A 16,844-nucleotide genomic window follows, 5' to 3' on the forward strand; every position below is an offset into this window, starting at 1 on the left:
CGAAGTTGACGGAGGTACTGAGACTTTTTGCCTGCAAGCTCATCAACTGGACGGGGATATTGTTATCTATACAGCACTAACTTTGAAAGAAACTCAAATTATTCTATTATAGGCTGACGTAGTATTTGTGTTGTTCGGAAAATCTCATCAAAGGAGCCAGTCATCGATGGACGTCGTTTACCAATTTGAAGAAGTAGCGAGACTTCCCTTGCCCGGGGATAACTGCGCCGTTGCGATTCAGCAATTGAACTCCGGTACCACCATTCAGTATGAAGGCCAAATCCTCACCTTGGATTACACGGTTATGGAAGGCCATCGATTTGCGGTGAAAGCGATTGCTCCTGGTAAAGATCTGCTTTCGTGGCATTTGCCATTCGGCGTGGCGATTCAGCCGATTCAGCCCGGCCACTATGTGATCAACGAAACAGTACGGGAAGCGCTCAGTGTGCGCCAACTGACATTCGCGGTGCCGGCGGAGCCCAATTTCGCGGATCAAGTTTCTCCTTTTATCTTTGACGAGGAGAACTTCCGGCCGGCTCAGGCATCGCCAGCTTATACGGATACCCGAACTTTCATGGGATATCGCCGCCATAAAGATCGCGGGGTTGGCACCCGGAACTACATCGTACTGCTCGGCACCACCTCGCATACGGGGAGCTACGTGAATGAGCTTGCCACTCGTCTGCAAGGCGAATGGAAGAAAGATTCGAATATAGACGGGATCGTTCCCGTCGCTCACACGGAGGGCGGCACAGAAAAGCCGAATAATGTGGAATTACTGCTGCGGACGCTCGCAGGTTTCATGGTCAACCCGAACGTCGGAGCGGTATTGGTTGTCGATTATGGTAATGAATCGGTCACGAACAAGATGGTGGAGGCTTATGCACGTGAGCATAGCTATCCGATCGATGAAGTCCTGCATAAGTTCGTGTCGCTCACAGGCAGCTTCGAAGAGGAGCTGGTTAATGGTGAAGCTTTAGTACGCGAATGGCTATCAACGGTCAACACGATGCAGCGAACGCCTGAATCCATCCGCCACTTGCGAATCGGCTTGCAGTGCGGCGGTTCGGACGCATTTTCCGGGGTATCCGCGAATCCGCTTCTCGGATGGGTTTCGGAACAATTGGTGCGTTACGGGGGTGCGGCTAGTCTAGCTGAAACGGATGAGTTGATTGGCGCGGAGCCCTATGTCCTCTCGAAAGTACGCAACGTTGAAACCGCTCGCAAATTTCTGGAACTTGTGAACCGATTTAAGGAGCGCACGTCTTGGCACGGCACCAGTGCGGAAGGTAACCCGTCAGGTGGCAACATGTATCGCGGCTTGTACAACATCTATCTTAAATCTATAGGCGCCGCTATGAAGAAAGACCCGACAACGCGGATCGATTATGCAACTGAGTACGGGGAACTCATGAAGGATGGCGGTTACTATTTCATGGATAGCCCTGGCAATGACCTGGAGAGCATCGCCGGACAGGTAGCCGCAGGCTGCAACATGATTTTCTTTACAACGGGAAACGGTTCGATCACTAACTTTCCATATGTGCCTACGGTCAAGGCGGTCACGACAACTCGCCGCTTCCAATTGCTTTCGAACGATATGGACGTGAACGCGGGGCAGTATCTGGAAGGCAAGTCGATGGATGAGCTGGGCCAAGAGGTATTCGAGTTGGCGCTCCAAATTGCCTCTGGTCAGCGAAGCGTCGGCGAGAAGGCGGGCCATGCCCAAGTACAAATTTGGCGCAACTGGCAGCAGAACGATGCGAGTCAACTTGAGATGCTGCTTCACACTCCTGTACCGACGGGAGCTCCGATAGACATTCAAGATGATGCTATAACCATGGCTAACCCGATCCAATTTTCCTTTACTCGACATCGCAATCGGCAGTCTAGTGACAATATTGGCTTGATCGTGCCGACCAGTCTTTGTGCTGGACAGGTAGCGGGCATGATCACAAAGCGCCTGAACGAGAAAGGAGCAGGGCAGCCTGAGCTCTCGCGCTTCGTAACATTGGCGCACACGGAAGGCTGCGGCACCTCAGGGGGGCCAGCTGAATCTCTATTTGCCCGCACGATGATCGGCTATATTACGCATCCGATGGTGGAGCATTGTTTGCTGCTGGAGCATGGCTGCGAGAAAACGCATAATGACTACATGCGCCATCAGATGGATGTGATGGGCGTCGATGCGAGCCGTCTTGGATATGCCAGCATTCAGCTCGACGGCGGAATTGCCAAGGTCAGCGAGAAGGTAGAGGCCTGGTTCGCCGATCGATTGATTGATGCCGATACTGCGGAGAAGGTGACGGTCGGTTTGGAAGGGCTGCGCATCGGGATCGTAAGCGTTGGTGCCATTAACAAAGATGCCGGCGAGCAGCTGGGACTACTAACCAAGCTCATTGTCGGGTCCGGAGGCTTGGTCGTCGTTCCCGAGAACAGCGGATTGCTAACCGAGGATGCATTCAGTCAGCATCTATTTAGCGCGTATCAAGTCGGGCCGTCTATCGCCTATGGGGAACATGTCCGCCGAAACGGCTTCCACATTATGGATACGCCAACAAAGCATGGGGTGGAGACAATCACAGGACTCGCCGCCACAGGGGTAGAATTAATAATTGCATGGATCGGTGAACGTCCGATGCAGACGCATCCTTTCGTTCCAATGCTGCAAGTGACGTCGGAACAGGCCGTGCTGCATAATCATAAGCAAGATATTGATTTGGAACTCGAGGGTAACCCGAGCTTATGGGTGAATCATATTCTCGAGCGCAGCAAAGAAATCTTAGAACATACTTATGTACCGCGTCTCTATCAGCAAGGTAATATCGATTTTCAAATGACACGGGGTTTTTTAGGCGTGTCGTTATAAGGCAGACAGTAACAGAAAGGGAGGAACACTCCATGACGAACGCATTATTATCCAAACGACCGTTTGGTCGTACCGGCCTCTTCATATCGCCGCTATGTATTGGAGCCGCTCCGCTCGGGGATATGCCGGAAACCTTTCAATATAGCACGTCGGAGGAACAAGCTTTGGTAACGCTGCGTACCGCTTTCGAAAGCCCGATCAACTTTATAGATACGGCTGCAGCATACGGCGAAGGTGAGAGTGAACGGCGGATTGGCAAGGCTATTCGAGCGAATGGTGGCCTTCCGGCTGGGTACGTGTTGGCTACCAAAGCCGACCGCGACTTCAAGACCGGCGACTTCAGCGGTGAACAGATCAAACGTTCCATAGAAGGAAGTCTCGAACGATTAGGACTTGATCGTCTGCAATACGTTTACATCCACGATCCTGAACATACCACCTTCGAAAATGTTATGGGAACCGGTGGACCTTTAGAAGTACTTCATAAGTTTCAAAAGCAAGGCGTCATCGAACACATCGGCATATCCGGCGGACCGATCGATATGCTCATTCGTTATGTCGAAACGGGAGCGTTCAGCGCTGTAGAAACCCACAATCGATATACGCTGCTCAATCGAGCTGCTGAACCATTGCTTGATGTCGCTAGTCGCATGGGCGTCGCCGTCATTAACGCTGCTCCTTATGGCAGCGGCATATTAGCTAAAGGTCCGGAAGCATACGCTCGGTATGCCTATAGCGATGCTTCGCCAATCATAGTGGAACGAGCACGTATGTTTGCCAAAGTTTGCCAGGAATACGATGTGCCACTAGCCGCCGCAGCGCTTCAATTTTCACTTCGCGACCCGCGGATCGCCAGCACGGTCGTCGGCATGAGTAAACCGGAACGGGTAGCCCAGACATTGGAGCTCGCGAATTACCCGATTGCCGCTGAACTATGGCCGGCGCTTGATGAATTTGGCTATGATACGGAAGATCCCGAAGGGAATTGATTTGCTTAGTGGTAGGGGAAATCATGGTCATCTAGATCGATTCGTGACCGAGCTGCTCGGGTGATTCATTGAATTGGAACAATAATCTCGTCCCTAAGAGAATGTCTTTGGGGCGGGATTTTTTAATTACTTCAAAAAGATGATTTATAATGGGATTTACTTAACTGGGACGCAGCGATACCCGGACTGTCCACAAAAAAAATGATGCAATTCCCACCATATGCCCCTTCTCAAGACAAGGGGGTTTGTGTTAAACTCAACATGTCTGATAACCTGATAAGTTAACGAAAGAAAGTGGGGCTTCTCATGAAGGTTTCCTTATTTATTACGTGTCTAAGTGATGCATTATATCCCAAGGTCGGCGAAGCGATTGCAAGACTACTCGGGCATTATGGAGTTCTGCTAGAATTACCGACTGTACAAACCTGCTGCGGTCAGCCTGCATACAACAGCGGCTACTGGGATGAGGCGCGAACAACAGCGAAGACGCTACTTACCGCATTTGAAGATAGCGATTTTGTGATTTCGCCTTCGGGCTCTTGCACGTTTATGATTCATCACTACGCGAATCTATTTAAGGATGAGCCGGAGTGGCTGGAGAAGGCCATACAGCTTCAGAATAAGACCTATGAATTCACACAGTTCCTTGTAAGTGTTCTTAATATCACGGACTTGGGTGCTGTTTTCCCACATAAAGTGACGTACCACCCTTCCTGTCACGGAAGCAGGCTGCTAGGCGTCAAGAAGGAGCCGCTCGCCCTTTTGCAAAGTGTAAAAGATCTGGAGCTGGTGCCGCTGCCTTTCGCCTATGATTGCTGTGGATTTGGAGGAACGTTCTCGGTGAAAATGGCCGATATTTCCGGGGCAATGGTGCAGGAGAAAGTTGATCATGTGAAGGAAACCGAGGCCGAGGTGCTGGTCGGACTGGACTTGGCTTGCCTGATGAATATTGCGGGAAATTTGCGCTATCGAAACGAGCCGGTGCGAGTTATGCATCTAGCTGAGCTGCTGTATGAAGGGATGAAGCGCGCATGAGTCAAGCGATGGGGAAGTCAACGGTTAAGGAACGGGCAGATATCGCGCTCAATGATGAGTTTCTGCGCAAAGCGGTTAAGTTTACGACCGAGCGCCTGCGCGACGGCAAGTTGAAGGCAGCTGCCGATCATGGGAGCTGGGACGATTGGCGGGAACGCGGCAGACAGATTCGTCTGCATACGATCGCGCATCTGGATTATTACTTAACGACGTTTGCGAACAATGCGAGAGCGAATGGAGTTCATGTGCATTTTGCGGATACGGATGTTGAGGCGGTCAAAATCTCCTTGGAAATCACAGCAGCCAAACAAGCCAAATCGGTCGTCAAATCCAAGTCGATGGTGACGGAGGAGCTGCATTTGAACAAAGCGCTGGCTTCCATCGGCGTCGAAGCAATAGAAACAGATCTAGGCGAGTACATCATTCAGTTAGCGGACGAAACACCATCCCATATTATCATTCCAGCTATACATAAAAATAGATATCAAATCGCTGAGCTATTATCGAAGGATGCTGGGGAGACGTTGGCCCCGGATACGACGATTCTGGCTGGCTATGTTCGCAAGAAATTAAGAGAGAAATTCCTGGAAGCGGATATTGGGATGACGGGCTGCAATTTTGCCATTGCGGAGAGCGGATCGATGGTCTTGTTCGAAAATGAAGGCAACGCCCGCATGGTCACAACGGTGCCCAAGACACAAATCACGCTCATGGGGATGGAGCGCATTATCCCTACGTGGGCTGACCTCGAGGTCATGGCGACACTACTTCCGCGCTCAGCAACGGGACAAAAACTGACCGTCTACATGTCAGGCATCACAGGTCCGAGAAGAGATTTGGACGCTGATGGGCCGGAAGAGATGCACATCATCATCGTAGACAACGGGCGCTCGCAGCAGCTCGGAGACCCGGAGTTCCAAGAGTTGCTCAACTGTATCCGTTGCGGCGCATGTTTGAACGCGTGTCCGGTGTACCGCCATATCGGCGGTCATGCCTACGGCGGCACATACAGCGGCCCTATCGGAGCGGTGCTCACACCAGCGCTCAAGAAAAACGTGGCGGAATGGGATGACATCGCCAATGCTTCAAGTCTTTGCGGAGCCTGCTATGAAGCATGCCCGGTGAAGATTCCACTGCATGACATGCTGGTGTCACTGCGCAGGCGCAAGGTGGAAGCGGGCCATGTTGACAAGATCGAGGCAGCGGGTATGAAGGGCTTTGCTGCGGTGATGGGCAATGCCAAGCGTCTCAACGCCGTACTCAAGCTGGGCAGAATCGGCCAAAAGCTGGTCGTCCGTGAAGGGGGCATTCGTCTGAAGGTCGGTCCGCTCAAAGGGTGGAACTCCTATCGCGTAACGCCGAGCCTTCCGAAGGCATCCTTCCGCGACGGCTGGAAAACACTCGAGCAAGAGATTCGTCATGGGCTTACGGATGATCCTGCTATCCAAGCAAGAATGGCGGACGCACTAGCCGCTCGGGGCAAAAAGGGAGGACAGCATCATGGCTAGACGAGACATTACGCCAGACTGGCAGGCGAAGTTAAATAAGCTGGATCAGCAATCCCTGGCTGAGCAAGAACGATTCATCCAAGGCATCGCCCAGAAACTGGGGCGTGCACGGGTAACAGAGAAGCCTGCACATCCTTTCCAAGGGGCATCGGATAGCTGGAAAACTATTGACTGGTCACCCGCGGAGCGCATCGAGAACTTCACGGCCAACTTCCATGCCGCAGGCGGGCATGTTGTCAGAGTCCCTTCGATGGAGGCGGCGAAAGCAACCATCCAAGAACTCGTGGGCACGCTAAGTGTCAGACGTGTGATCCACCAGAATCAAGCGGAGTTACATGCGCTGGAACTAGCCGATGCTCTCCCAGAAGTCGACCTAGCGGTATGGAATACCGATGAAGAAACCAACTGGAAGGCCAGCGCAGCGAATGCCGATCTGGGTATCGTCCTTGCTGACCATGCGGCGGCTTACACGGGATCGCTAAGTGTGTTATCATCGAAAGAAAAAGGCCGTTCGGTCAGCCTGCTGCCTACGGCATTGATCGTCCTGCTGCCGATTGAACGCTTGAAAACGAGACTAGGCGAAATTCTCACCCCATTCGATCAGATAGCAAGGAAAGACCTGCCTGCCGGCATCCACTTCATCTCAGGGCCCAGCCGTTCGGCGGACATTGAGAATGATTTGACGATCGGTGTGCATGGTCCAGGGATTGTTCACGTGCTACTTATCGGATAGAACCTGATAGAAGAGGTACCCCTATGGAAGTTACGAAGCTGCACAAACAGAATCACTATGATGAGATTGCCCAGCAGATCAAAGATATGATTGTACATGGCCAGTTGAAAATGGGCGATAAGCTGCCTTCCACGAAAGAGCTGTCCGAGCGTTTCGGCGTCGGTCGTTCCACGATGAGGGAGGCTCTCAGCGCCTTAAAGGCGATGGGTCTTATCGAGATTCGCCAAGGCGGCGCGTGTCGCGTGATTCGGCAAGCGCCTGCCGAGGTGTCACTGCCCGAGTGGACGTCACTTCGCATGAATCGGACGACGCTCCTCGAGCTCATGGAAGTGAGACAATCGTTGGAGATCTCGATCGCAGCCATTGCTGCGCGGAAGAGAACGCCCGAGGATCTCGCACAACTGCAGCTCATCATGCAGGATATGGAGAACTCGATCAACGATGATACAGAGGGTGAACGAACCGATCTTGTCTTCCACGAGCTGCTTGTGCAAGCGACGCATAACGCAATCATGATGCAGACGTGCGATTCGATCCGCAACGCGATGGAAATGATGATTCGCGACATTCGTCGTGCGGAGCTGTATGCGAATCAGGAAGTGGCTGTTCAGCTTTTGAAGGAACATAAAGTTATCTATGAAGCGATTCACAGCGGAGATCCTGAGCTAGCCTCTCAAGCGATGCGAGTGCATTTGGAGCATGTGGAAAGTATTTTAATCAAATATATATAAAATGCGAAAAAAAACGGCCATTCCCAAAGGAGATCGGTCGTTTTCGCATTTCCCAATTTGGCTAGCTTCCAGCAGCACGCAATCGGAGCACATGATTGCGTTCAAACTGATCGGCTGATAAAGGCCCAGCCAATAAGTAACCTTGTACCTGGTCACAGCCGTGACTTTTTAGAAAATCAAATTGTGCCTTTGTTTCAACGCCCTCAGCAATAATATCCAGCTTTAAGCTGCGTGCTATTTCAATAATTCCCTCAATGAGAGAAGTATTCGATGGCTTGCCGGAAGTTGCCGGTCCCGGAAGCTTTTTTCTCGGGAAATCAGAACGAATCCGGTTGAATGTTCAAGTGCCGGAGGCGGTATTCGGAAATCATCCAGTGAGCTTCCGATTCGGCGAGGCCGGTATGAGCAAGTGGATAGAACTCGTCCTCTATGAGGGGGAGGAAAGAATGATAGACTTTGGACAACTGAACGAAGCGCTTGTGATTTTTACGATTCAATTGCAGGAAGAGTTAGATGAATAATTCATATCTAAGTTCAAGAGTCAATATCTCTAAGAGTAACGGGTGGGTTCACGCTGCGTGGAAGCCAAAGGATCAACTGCTGGGAATTAGAATCCCCTGCAAACCGAGAGCTTATATCGAATTCATGGTTGAGAGTGAAGTATTGTAATTGAAGGGTTTTCTGAACAATTTTGGATGTGTATAATTATGCATGGCATTGTAAAAGAGCAATATTTTTTTTCTAATGAATTCTGCAACAAACCATCAATTTCGCAGCGCTGTTCACTTAATTCTAACAAATTCTGAAACAACAAATGTTTCAAAGTATGTTGTAGTTTTTGTTTCAAAAACTACAACATACAAATAAATGCATAAATATACATTTGTAAAAAGCTGTGCATTTGTAGGTTATCACAAAGTTTGAGATATGTTCATTCAGATTGAGACGGTGATCGAAAAGTTTGAGACAGAAAGCTGAGGAATTGCGCTTTTGTATGGCGTCATAATTATTGAGAATATTTCCAAAGTTGTTGAGACTGGAATTTCAGAATTGATGAGAAATGAATAATTACGCATTTGTATGCATTCTTAATAAGTTGAAAAATAAAAATAAACAAAAGAAGCCCAGATCAATGCATAAAATGCAACTTAGGCTTCTTTTGTCTATCTAAGGAAAAGATGCTGATGTGTCATAGCCAATTATAATGAGTGGTCTTGATCCCCGTTTCAAATGAAGGCAAGAACCAGATTCTCTCATGGAAGGTGATAGACTACCGGCGATCCCCTTTGCAAGCTTCACTTTTTCATTGTGTCGATTTCGTTTAGCAATTTTTGCGCTGAAGCAAATTTTGTGACAGATGAAAAAAGAAAATGTTTAAAGTAATTACTCCAATGTACACGAAAAACGAATAACTAAGATGCCAGCCTTTGTACTTAAAAACATGTGCCAAACTAGCGAGCCATTCCAGTCCAAGTATCAAAAGTGCAAATCCCCCAATATAAAGGATAAGGCGAATTCCTTTCAATTTCCATCTGTCATAAAAGTGCAACATAATATACATTACCGGCGGATAGCAAAAGAAATGAAGCACCGCGTCAAAGAATTCATATTTTGGACTGTCATTTTCATCGTAAAGGTCGAATGGCGATATCCCAATCAATAAGTCGCACACTTGCCCAAGATAGAGGTTAAGAAGCAAGATTAATGTTGTCAGTGCAGGAGAAAAACGTTTTGGCAACAGTAGAGCGATAACGATATTTACGGTCACAGAAAAAATGAGAAACCATTCATTCAGGTCGAATCGTTCAGGCGGGTAGATGATCGTAAAAAAGCCTGCTTTCTTAGCAACTTCCGGAACCATAGAATAAAGGAGCCCGACACTATAAGCACGAAGAGCCATTCAAAAAACGAGTAGCCGATATTCCAGCACTTAAACGTAAAGAAGCCGAAGCTTTGAAACAGCAGTTCCATACCAAACATACTCAATAGCCAGCCTATTGTCAGCGATGCTTTTCCGAAAAAATTTGCGGTTTGGCAGAAATACAAATAGAACAGCCATAGTGTAACGCAAGGTACAAAAATGATCGTGCTCATATTTAAAAACCAATACACGGAAACATTTTCCGTAATTTTAATCATTTCGGAATTAAATGTAATCGCCGTATAAACCATTTGAATTGGGATGGATATGCCCAAGAAATAAGAAATGATTTCAATCGTATAGAAGATTTTTCGAAGAAGAAATAGTGTGGACAATCCTCCCAAACTAAGGATTATCATGATGGTGATCGGTAGAGCCATGATTTGAACCTCGATTTTACAATTTATTCACTTGATGGGATGGAGACTCATTAGTTAGTATGGTTTTGGTGCAACAATTAAAATTGATCAAAATCTCATTAATTGCCGCGCAAACCGCGGTTTTTTTGTGTTATGGGATAAAGTTCTTGTCACTTCCAATTGACAAGAACTTTATCCCATTCCCGACGGAGCTATTCTGTAAGTAAAATGATGAAGATCATTTAGTCCGTTATTGAGCTCCCTCGGTACGATTCAATTTTCTCGCGAATACTCACTTATTCGCAGGATTTCATCCCATTGTGGGAGGACTCTAGAATAAAAGGGGCCGTTTAGATTGACTTCGGCAACATGAAGGCATGCGTGAATAGAGGGGGAGATAGCTGCCCCAATTTATTCCATCTACTGCACGCATTCTCCACGCCGCCCTTGGAGGTTTTCGCTCCCATATCTCAACGGGTCTAAGCCCTCTCATTCCTCCGTCACACCTATCCAAGGGGTGGAGGCCGGTCTTTCTTTTATCTGTATAATGAAGGCATCAAACTGAGCGGCTTAATGAAATGCTGCGACAACAACAATCCATGACTTTAGTCTTTTATAACAGCATGTGAAAATTAATCCTTCTTTGCGTGCTGATCACGATATTGAGCAGGGGAAATGCCATAAGCTTTCTTGAAAAGCGTAAAGAAATAGGTTGTGTTAATGATACCAACTTTTTCGCTAATCGAGGAGATCCCGTCATCTGTTGAGATCAGCAATTTCTTCGCTTCCTCAAGCCGAATATTTTTCAGGTAATCATTAAAGGACAACTGAGTATGGTTCCGGAACAGTTTACCTAAATAACCCGGAGATAGCTGTACACTGTCTGCAATGGCTTCAATGCCTAAATCGAACTCGTGGTAATGCTCCTGTAAATACCCACACACGTAGGCCAGTAACGTATCTGTTTTGGTTGCTTGTTTATTTTCCATTAGTTGGCGTATTAGCTGGCAAAATTCTTGAAGTAATTCATGAACCTCTCTCAGAGTTTCTTGGATCTGTAGTTTATTTACAACTTCGAAATACTCTTTCGAATAGTCATGCATGATCGGGAGATTACTGCCAAAATCTCTCAATAGCGTACTTAATAACTGATTTGCGCATGAAATTGCCTGATAATAACTCAGCCCATTTAGCTCCTTAATGAACAAGGCGAGAGATTGATCGACCTTGCCGCCATGGTTCAAACGTAACGCTTCACACAGTTTTTTCTCAGCCTCAATGGGATAGGAATTAGCCTTAGGGGATAGATCCTTCACCATATCTGCATGAATAATGGAACGGTGACCATAGAAAAAACGATATTTAGCATAGTCTTGTGCTATTTTGAATGAATGCTGGATCTCATTTTGCTCCGTAACAACATGACCAATACTGAATGTGACTGTGAAATGGAACAGCTTATGAATGCTTTCTTGAATATCAGCGAGCGTCAGCAAAATATGAGAAGAGATAGATGGCGATTTAAGGAATAACAAAATGGCAACGGTTTGTTCATCAACCACGATATGTTCGTTACGAACATGTTTGTCTAACAGTTCATTGCTGATATTGCTCACTGAAAAGCGAAGCAACCCCTGCATCATCTGATTATGAACCTGCTCAAACTCAGCATAATGATCAATTTGAGCCAAAATAACCGTATAGTACGAATTTGCAAAATGCTCACTTATATCGGATTGCATAATATGAGCGGCTGAAAGATCATGCTGCGTTCCTCTTAATAAATGTTGAAGATACGTTTTTTTCAATACAGGTAATGACCATTGCTTTTCAATGACACCAGTTTGCGCTTGATTGATGACATTGGAGAATGCTTCTGATAGTAAAGCGAATTCGTTCTGGCTTTTCTTGGCTCCTGATCCCTGATCTCCGGTCATCCCCTGAACTTTATGAATAAGATTGCCTAACGGGTAGTAGAGCTTATTTGTTGCAAAGTAAGCCGTTACTACCCCTAGCAAGATGATTGCTAAGACAATGATCCAAGTAAAGGAGCGTAGAACAGAGATATCTGAGATGAGCATTGCGAAAGGCTTTATAGAAATAAAAAACCAGCCAAGCTGATCTGACTTGACGTAAGTGACGAGCTGTTGTTGTCCATTCAGCTTTACTTTGAAATAATGAGATTTGCTTGAAGACTCTAATATTTCATGGATGTATGAGATTTCATTAAAGTTCTTCATGAACTGAGAAGGGTCTGTATGAGATAAGACAAGCCCACTCGCATCGATGACAAATGAATCCTCACTAGCACTCGAGATAGATTGCATAGTTTGCATGATGTATTGTTCATCTATGTTGATTAGAATGGCCCCTCTATTCATAGAAGAAAGCGCATAGTTCGGTCGGAGTATGAAAGTAAGAACATTGATTGGTGTCAAGGACGATGAGGGGAATAAAGGTTCAAGCTTTTGGGCAAATAAATCGATATATTGCGAATGAGGCGTTGCTAAAATTTTGTTCTTCTCTACATCATTTAGCTCGTATGGGGTACCTCTGGTCGTTAAAAACCTCTTCGTATAATCGTTATAGATACCAATATCCTTAATGAACGGATAGGTAGATTGGACCTCTGTCAAAATATCCATGGCTTCACGATCTTGAAGCTTGTCAGAGGTGCGATTCATTAACACAGTAATGATCCGGTTGTTATTTTGAAGTTGGGTCCCCACCGTAATAATTTGTTGATGAACGATATTGGACGTATAGGATGTTTGTTGAAGCATGGAGATGAGGTTTTTACCGATTGTTTTTTCCGTTTGATTTGCGTAGAACAAATAGAGGGTAGAGCTGACAGTCATGACGGTCAAAGCGACAAGCAGAACAAAATATATCCACATTTTTCGGTATGCCGAGTAAACGAACCATTGCTTCCATTTCAACCGATTCACCTCCATCGTTGCAAAATTCCCCTCATTGATACTTCCTGAAAGTATTCTTCTAGAACTATAAAATACAGTTAAATTTTATGCAATGTCAAATGCCCCCATTAGCAATAATTGAAGTCATATCTCTAAATTAAAGTCATTAAAAGCCCAGATTTTAAAGGGGTTTTAAAGAATTTGAGTATACAAGCTGCCTACTCCCCATGCATAGTAAAGCTATCAAACACCAACACGAATAGGCGAAGGAGGAGGAAGGATGATGGCTTTAACAAAGGCAAGAGTTGTTCGAAAATATTCATTTATAACCGATATCAGGAAAAATCCGATCGCATATGTACTGATATTTCCGGCCATGCTGTATACGTTTTTTTACGGTTATATGACGCTTCCTTATATGCTGATTGCTTTCCAGAAATTTAATTACACCAAGGGAATATTCAGAAGTGAGTGGGTAGGTTTCAAAAATTTTGAGTTCTTCTTCAATTCAACATCGGCTGCACTGGTTACATGGAATACGCTAAAATTAAATTTTCTATCGATTATCTTTGGAACATTGGTTGCCTTGATCATGTCGATTTTGTTAAATGAGCTTCGCTCGCGTACCTTTAAAAGAGTTTCACAATCGACACTGCTCTTCCCACACTTTTTATCGTGGATTATTGTTAGCTATATTGTTTATAGTCTTTTTTCAACAGAGTACGGATTTATTAACCATATTTTCAAATGGGTAGGATTCGATCCTCATAACTGGTATTCGGAAGCAAAGCCGTGGACATGGATCCTAGTTGGACTTAGCGTATGGAAAGAAACGGGCATGTCGGCTGTTATTTATTTGGCAGCAATTGCTTCTATAGATGAATCCTTATATGAAGCAGCAAAGATTGATGGGGCGAACAGATGGCAGCAAATTAAGAACATTACGATCCCATTGTTAATGCCTACCGTTTCCATTCTAACGCTTCTTGCTATTGGGAAAATATTCTATTCGGATTTCGGCATGATTTATGCCATTATCGGTGACAATGGATTGTTATATCCGACAACGGACGTTATCGATACGTATACGTTCCGAACGCTCCGCACTTCCGGTAACCCTGCAATTGCCATGGCCATCGGGATGTATCAATCAATTGTGGGTTTTGTACTTGTCCTGGTTGCCAACTGGCTAGTGAAGAAATCAAGTAAAGACAGCGTGATTTTCTGATGGGAGAGTCGAAATAATTGAAAAAAGTGGATGTATTTCAAAGTATCAATACGTTACTCGTTTCCGTATTTGCCTTAATTTGCACACTGCCCACTGTGCTAGTGCTCATTGTGTCCCTCTCTGATGAAGAATCTATTCGGAATAAGGGATACAGCTTTTGGCCCGACAGCTTTTCAATAAGCGCTTATAAATCGTTGTTTACAGGGAATCATCAACTACTTCAAAGCTATACGGTTTCTTTTGGAGTTACCCTGGTCGGTACGGCTGCAGCTGTCTTAATTACTGGGATGGCAGGCTACACGTTAGCCAATAAACAGGTCCGTTACCGCAATAAACTTGCCTTCTTTTTCTTCTTTACTATGTTATTCAACACAGGTTTGGTGCCATGGTATATGATCAATGATTTCCTTGGCTTTAAAAATAATATCATGGCGCTTATTGTTCCGACTTTATTATTTAGTCCGTTTAATTTGTTTCTCGTCCGCAATTTTATGCAGGAATTGCCAGAGGAGTTATTTGAATCGGCTAGAATGGACGGAGCGAGTGATGCTTACATCGCTTTTCGAATCGTATTTCCACTGTCTCTGCCGGTTCTGGCAACAGTGGCGCTATTTTATGGGCTCGGTTATTGGAATAACTGGTTTAACGCGATTATGCTGGTCGACAAGCAAAGCTTATACCCACTTCAGTATTTGCTCTATAAACTTCAATCCGAAATCAGCATGGTGAACCAGATGCAAGGAGCAGCTGCGTCCAATATCACGTTACCTTCGGAATCTTTCAAAATGGCTGTGGCGATAATAACGATCGGCCCCATTGTGCTGCTCTATCCATTTTTGCAGCGATTCATTATAAAGGGGCTTATTGTTGGAGCAGTCAAAGGTTAGTTATACCGCTGCAAAGCTGTATATATAAAATGAATCAAGTGAGAGGGGTTTGAAAATGAATAAGACCAAAAAACGTTTCACCGCTATGAGTTTAGTAGTCCTCATGTTCGTAGCCTTATTAGCAGCTTGCAGTCAATCATCCAGCGATAAGAGTTCTGATGGCAAGCAAGCACAAGCGGAATCGGATGAAATCCTGCCGGTACGTTATGTGATCCCAGGCATTGCGGCACCTTTTACGGATGAAGTTGTGAAAAAAGTGAATGAGAAATTACTTGCTGACGGGGTCAAAGTGAAGCTGGAATTGAAATTTATCCCGTGGGATGCTTGGGATCAGAAAACGAATTTGATGCTGAGCACAGGCGAAGAATTTGAAATGCTTCATGTTATGGAGAACGGATCCGTGCCAACCGCTGCTTACGTCGGTCGCGGAGCACTTCAACCGTTGGACGCACTTATTGATAAATATGGACCCAATATTAAGAAAATCATTCCTGAATATGCATGGAAAGGCGCTAAAGTGAGTGGTAAGATCTATGCCATTCCAGCCGTATGGCGTCATGAAACCTTAAGCAGTGGTGAATTAGGTACACTAGGTTATCGTCAAGATTTATTAGATAAAACGGGACTCTCCTTCCCGAAAACGGCGGAAGAGTTCGTGACAACAGCTGAAAAAATGCAAGCTGTGGCTGGGAAGAAGCTATATGTTCAAACGGAAACAGACGGAACGCCAGTATTCTTGCACCGTACGTATGATACTTGGCCATTCTATGTCGACTATCGTGAGCAAATTATTAAAGTGGATCAAGCCGGACAAGTAAGCTCGTGGTTGGAAAGTGATGAATTCAAGAAAGATGCCAAGGTCTTCCGTCAGTTATATGAGAAATCACTAATTAACCCTGATATTCTGACATTAAAGAAAGAAGAGCGCGATAAAGCCATGTCTTACGGTGATTTCCTTTACAGCACGTTTGGATCATGGGCATATACAACATCTTCTGTGAAAAACAATCCGACTGCCGTCCTCAAGGAAGGATATCTGGCTAAAGAGAAGTCATTGCTGCAGTTCTTGGCATTTGGGAATGCGAACGCTATTCCTGCAACCTCCAAGCACCCAGAGGCAACGATTAAATTCTTAAATTGGTTGTATGCCAATAAGGATAACCATAATCTGTTCATTAATGGCGAACAAGGCGTACACTATAAACCTGTCGGTGAGCGTAAAGCGGAATCTATCAAAAAAGAAAATGAAGTTGCATATAGTTTCCCTTCCTGGATGATCGGTAACATCAATTATATGTTGTTTAACGTGAATACACCGGATGAGACGGTTGATTTACAAATCAACGAGACGAAAAGTAAAGTTGAATTCTCTCCTGTGTTAGGCTTCCATCTCAACACCGAACCGATTGCAGTGGAATATGCAAACGTTTTGTCGGAAATTAAAGCTAAGATTTTCCCAATCAAGATGGGGTATCAAGACTACGATAAATACTTTCCAGCGGCTATTGCAAGCGTGAAGGCTGCAGGACTTGATAAAGTTGTGGCTGAGTATAAGAAACAGTTTACTGCTTGGAAAGAGGCTCAGAAATAGAACGTACATCCGTAATCCGCAGGATTCCTGCGGATTACTCTTTCATTTAATATAATCAAGAAATAGGCGTTGTCA

The 16,844-nt window shown here is 45.6% G+C and carries 13 protein-coding genes; 10 read left to right on the forward strand and 3 right to left on the reverse strand.

The genetic code is table 11. The features are described 5' to 3' along the window. Positions 1–166: 166 nt before the first annotated feature. The 6 genes from QFZ80_RS06565 to QFZ80_RS06590 all read left to right on the forward strand — a co-directional run bounded on the left by QFZ80_RS06565 (position 167) and on the right by QFZ80_RS06590 (position 7,865). Positions 167–2,869 carry a UxaA family hydrolase gene (locus QFZ80_RS06565; protein ID WP_307557927.1) on the forward strand — a complete coding sequence of 901 codons (2,703 nt, stop codon included), beginning with the start codon at positions 167–169 and terminating at the stop codon, positions 2,867–2,869. A 32-nt stretch (positions 2,870–2,901) separates the two neighbouring features. Next, entirely contained in the window at positions 2,902–3,858 is a 957-nt protein-coding gene (locus tag QFZ80_RS06570) for an aldo/keto reductase (protein ID WP_307557929.1), read from the forward strand. Positions 3,859–4,164: 306 nt separating this feature from the next. Continuing rightward, the gene (locus QFZ80_RS06575; protein ID WP_307548066.1) at positions 4,165–4,893 is read left to right on the forward strand and encodes a (Fe-S)-binding protein; all 729 of its coding nucleotides are present in this window, start codon (positions 4,165–4,167) and stop codon (positions 4,891–4,893) included. Then, complete coding sequence (locus QFZ80_RS06580) at positions 4,890–6,401, forward strand: LutB/LldF family L-lactate oxidation iron-sulfur protein (protein WP_307557931.1); 1,512 nt, start codon at positions 4,890–4,892, stop codon at positions 6,399–6,401. Before QFZ80_RS06575 ends, QFZ80_RS06580 begins: the two co-directional genes overlap by 4 nt. Next, entirely contained in the window at positions 6,394–7,134 is a 741-nt protein-coding gene (locus tag QFZ80_RS06585) for a LutC/YkgG family protein (protein WP_307557933.1), read from the forward strand. Before QFZ80_RS06580 ends, QFZ80_RS06585 begins: the two co-directional genes overlap by 8 nt. Before the next feature lie 23 nt (positions 7,135–7,157). Further along, entirely contained in the window at positions 7,158–7,865 is a 708-nt protein-coding gene (locus QFZ80_RS06590; protein WP_307548060.1) for a FadR/GntR family transcriptional regulator, read from the forward strand. A 61-nt stretch (positions 7,866–7,926) separates the two neighbouring features. Here the strand turns inward: QFZ80_RS06590 and QFZ80_RS38840 are convergent, their stop codons facing one another. Then, entirely contained in the window at positions 7,927–8,193 is a 267-nt protein-coding gene (locus QFZ80_RS38840) for an EAL domain-containing protein (RefSeq protein ID WP_373460375.1), read from the reverse strand. Between QFZ80_RS38840 and QFZ80_RS06595 the strand changes: the two genes are divergently transcribed. Beyond that, positions 8,120–8,386, forward strand: coding sequence for a hypothetical protein (locus QFZ80_RS06595; RefSeq protein WP_307557935.1), 267 nt, complete (start codon positions 8,120–8,122; stop codon positions 8,384–8,386). The two genes, QFZ80_RS38840 and QFZ80_RS06595, sit on opposite strands and share 74 nt — an antisense overlap. A gap of 1,270 nt (positions 8,387–9,656) precedes the next feature. Here the strand turns inward: QFZ80_RS06595 and QFZ80_RS06600 are convergent. Beyond that, on the reverse strand, positions 9,657–10,166 hold the full coding sequence (locus QFZ80_RS06600) for a hypothetical protein (RefSeq protein ID WP_307548057.1): 510 nt from the start codon (positions 10,164–10,166) through the stop codon (positions 9,657–9,659). Positions 10,167–10,777: 611 nt separating this feature from the next. Further along, complete coding sequence (locus QFZ80_RS06605) at positions 10,778–13,084, reverse strand: AraC family transcriptional regulator (protein ID WP_307557938.1); 2,307 nt, start codon at positions 13,082–13,084, stop codon at positions 10,778–10,780. Positions 13,085–13,343: 259 nt separating this feature from the next. On the opposite strand from QFZ80_RS06605, the gene QFZ80_RS06610 reads away from it, so the two are divergent. From QFZ80_RS06610 to QFZ80_RS06620, 3 genes are read left to right on the forward strand one after another with little or no spacing between them, the layout of a single operon-like run. After that, a complete protein-coding gene (locus QFZ80_RS06610) occupies positions 13,344–14,291 on the forward strand; it encodes an ABC transporter permease (RefSeq protein WP_307548052.1) in 948 nt (315 codons plus the stop codon). 26 nt (positions 14,292–14,317) lie between these two features. Next, positions 14,318–15,178, forward strand: coding sequence for a carbohydrate ABC transporter permease (locus tag QFZ80_RS06615; RefSeq protein WP_307555654.1), 861 nt, complete (start codon positions 14,318–14,320; stop codon positions 15,176–15,178). A 55-nt stretch (positions 15,179–15,233) separates the two neighbouring features. Continuing rightward, positions 15,234–16,769, forward strand: a complete 1,536-nt coding sequence (locus QFZ80_RS06620) for an extracellular solute-binding protein (protein WP_307557941.1) — start codon at positions 15,234–15,236, stop codon at positions 16,767–16,769. Positions 16,770–16,844: the final 75 nt, after the last annotated feature.

The sequence above is a fragment of the Paenibacillus sp. V4I7 genome (assembly GCF_030817275.1).
GTDB lineage: Bacteria > Bacillota > Bacilli > Paenibacillales > NBRC-103111 > Paenibacillus_E.

Bases quoted from the DNA above. Each gene is read 5' to 3' on its own strand.
- QFZ80_RS06565 (WP_307557927.1), top strand. From the start codon at position 167: ATGGACGTCGTTTACCAATTTGAAGAAGTAGCGAGACTTCCCTTGCCC.
- QFZ80_RS06570 (WP_307557929.1), top strand. From the start codon at position 2,902: ATGACGAACGCATTATTATCCAAACGACCGTTTGGTCGTACCGGCCTC.
- QFZ80_RS06575 (WP_307548066.1), top strand. From the start codon at position 4,165: ATGAAGGTTTCCTTATTTATTACGTGTCTAAGTGATGCATTATATCCC.
- QFZ80_RS06580 (WP_307557931.1), top strand. From the start codon at position 4,890: ATGAGTCAAGCGATGGGGAAGTCAACGGTTAAGGAACGGGCAGATATC.
- QFZ80_RS06585 (WP_307557933.1), top strand. From the start codon at position 6,394: ATGGCTAGACGAGACATTACGCCAGACTGGCAGGCGAAGTTAAATAAG.
- QFZ80_RS06590 (WP_307548060.1), top strand. From the start codon at position 7,158: ATGGAAGTTACGAAGCTGCACAAACAGAATCACTATGATGAGATTGCC.
- QFZ80_RS06595 (WP_307557935.1), top strand. From the start codon at position 8,120: ATGAGAGAAGTATTCGATGGCTTGCCGGAAGTTGCCGGTCCCGGAAGC.
- QFZ80_RS06600 (WP_307548057.1), bottom strand. From the start codon at position 10,166: ATGGCTCTACCGATCACCATCATGATAATCCTTAGTTTGGGAGGATTG.
- QFZ80_RS06610 (WP_307548052.1), top strand. From the start codon at position 13,344: ATGATGGCTTTAACAAAGGCAAGAGTTGTTCGAAAATATTCATTTATA.
- QFZ80_RS06620 (WP_307557941.1), top strand. From the start codon at position 15,234: ATGAATAAGACCAAAAAACGTTTCACCGCTATGAGTTTAGTAGTCCTC.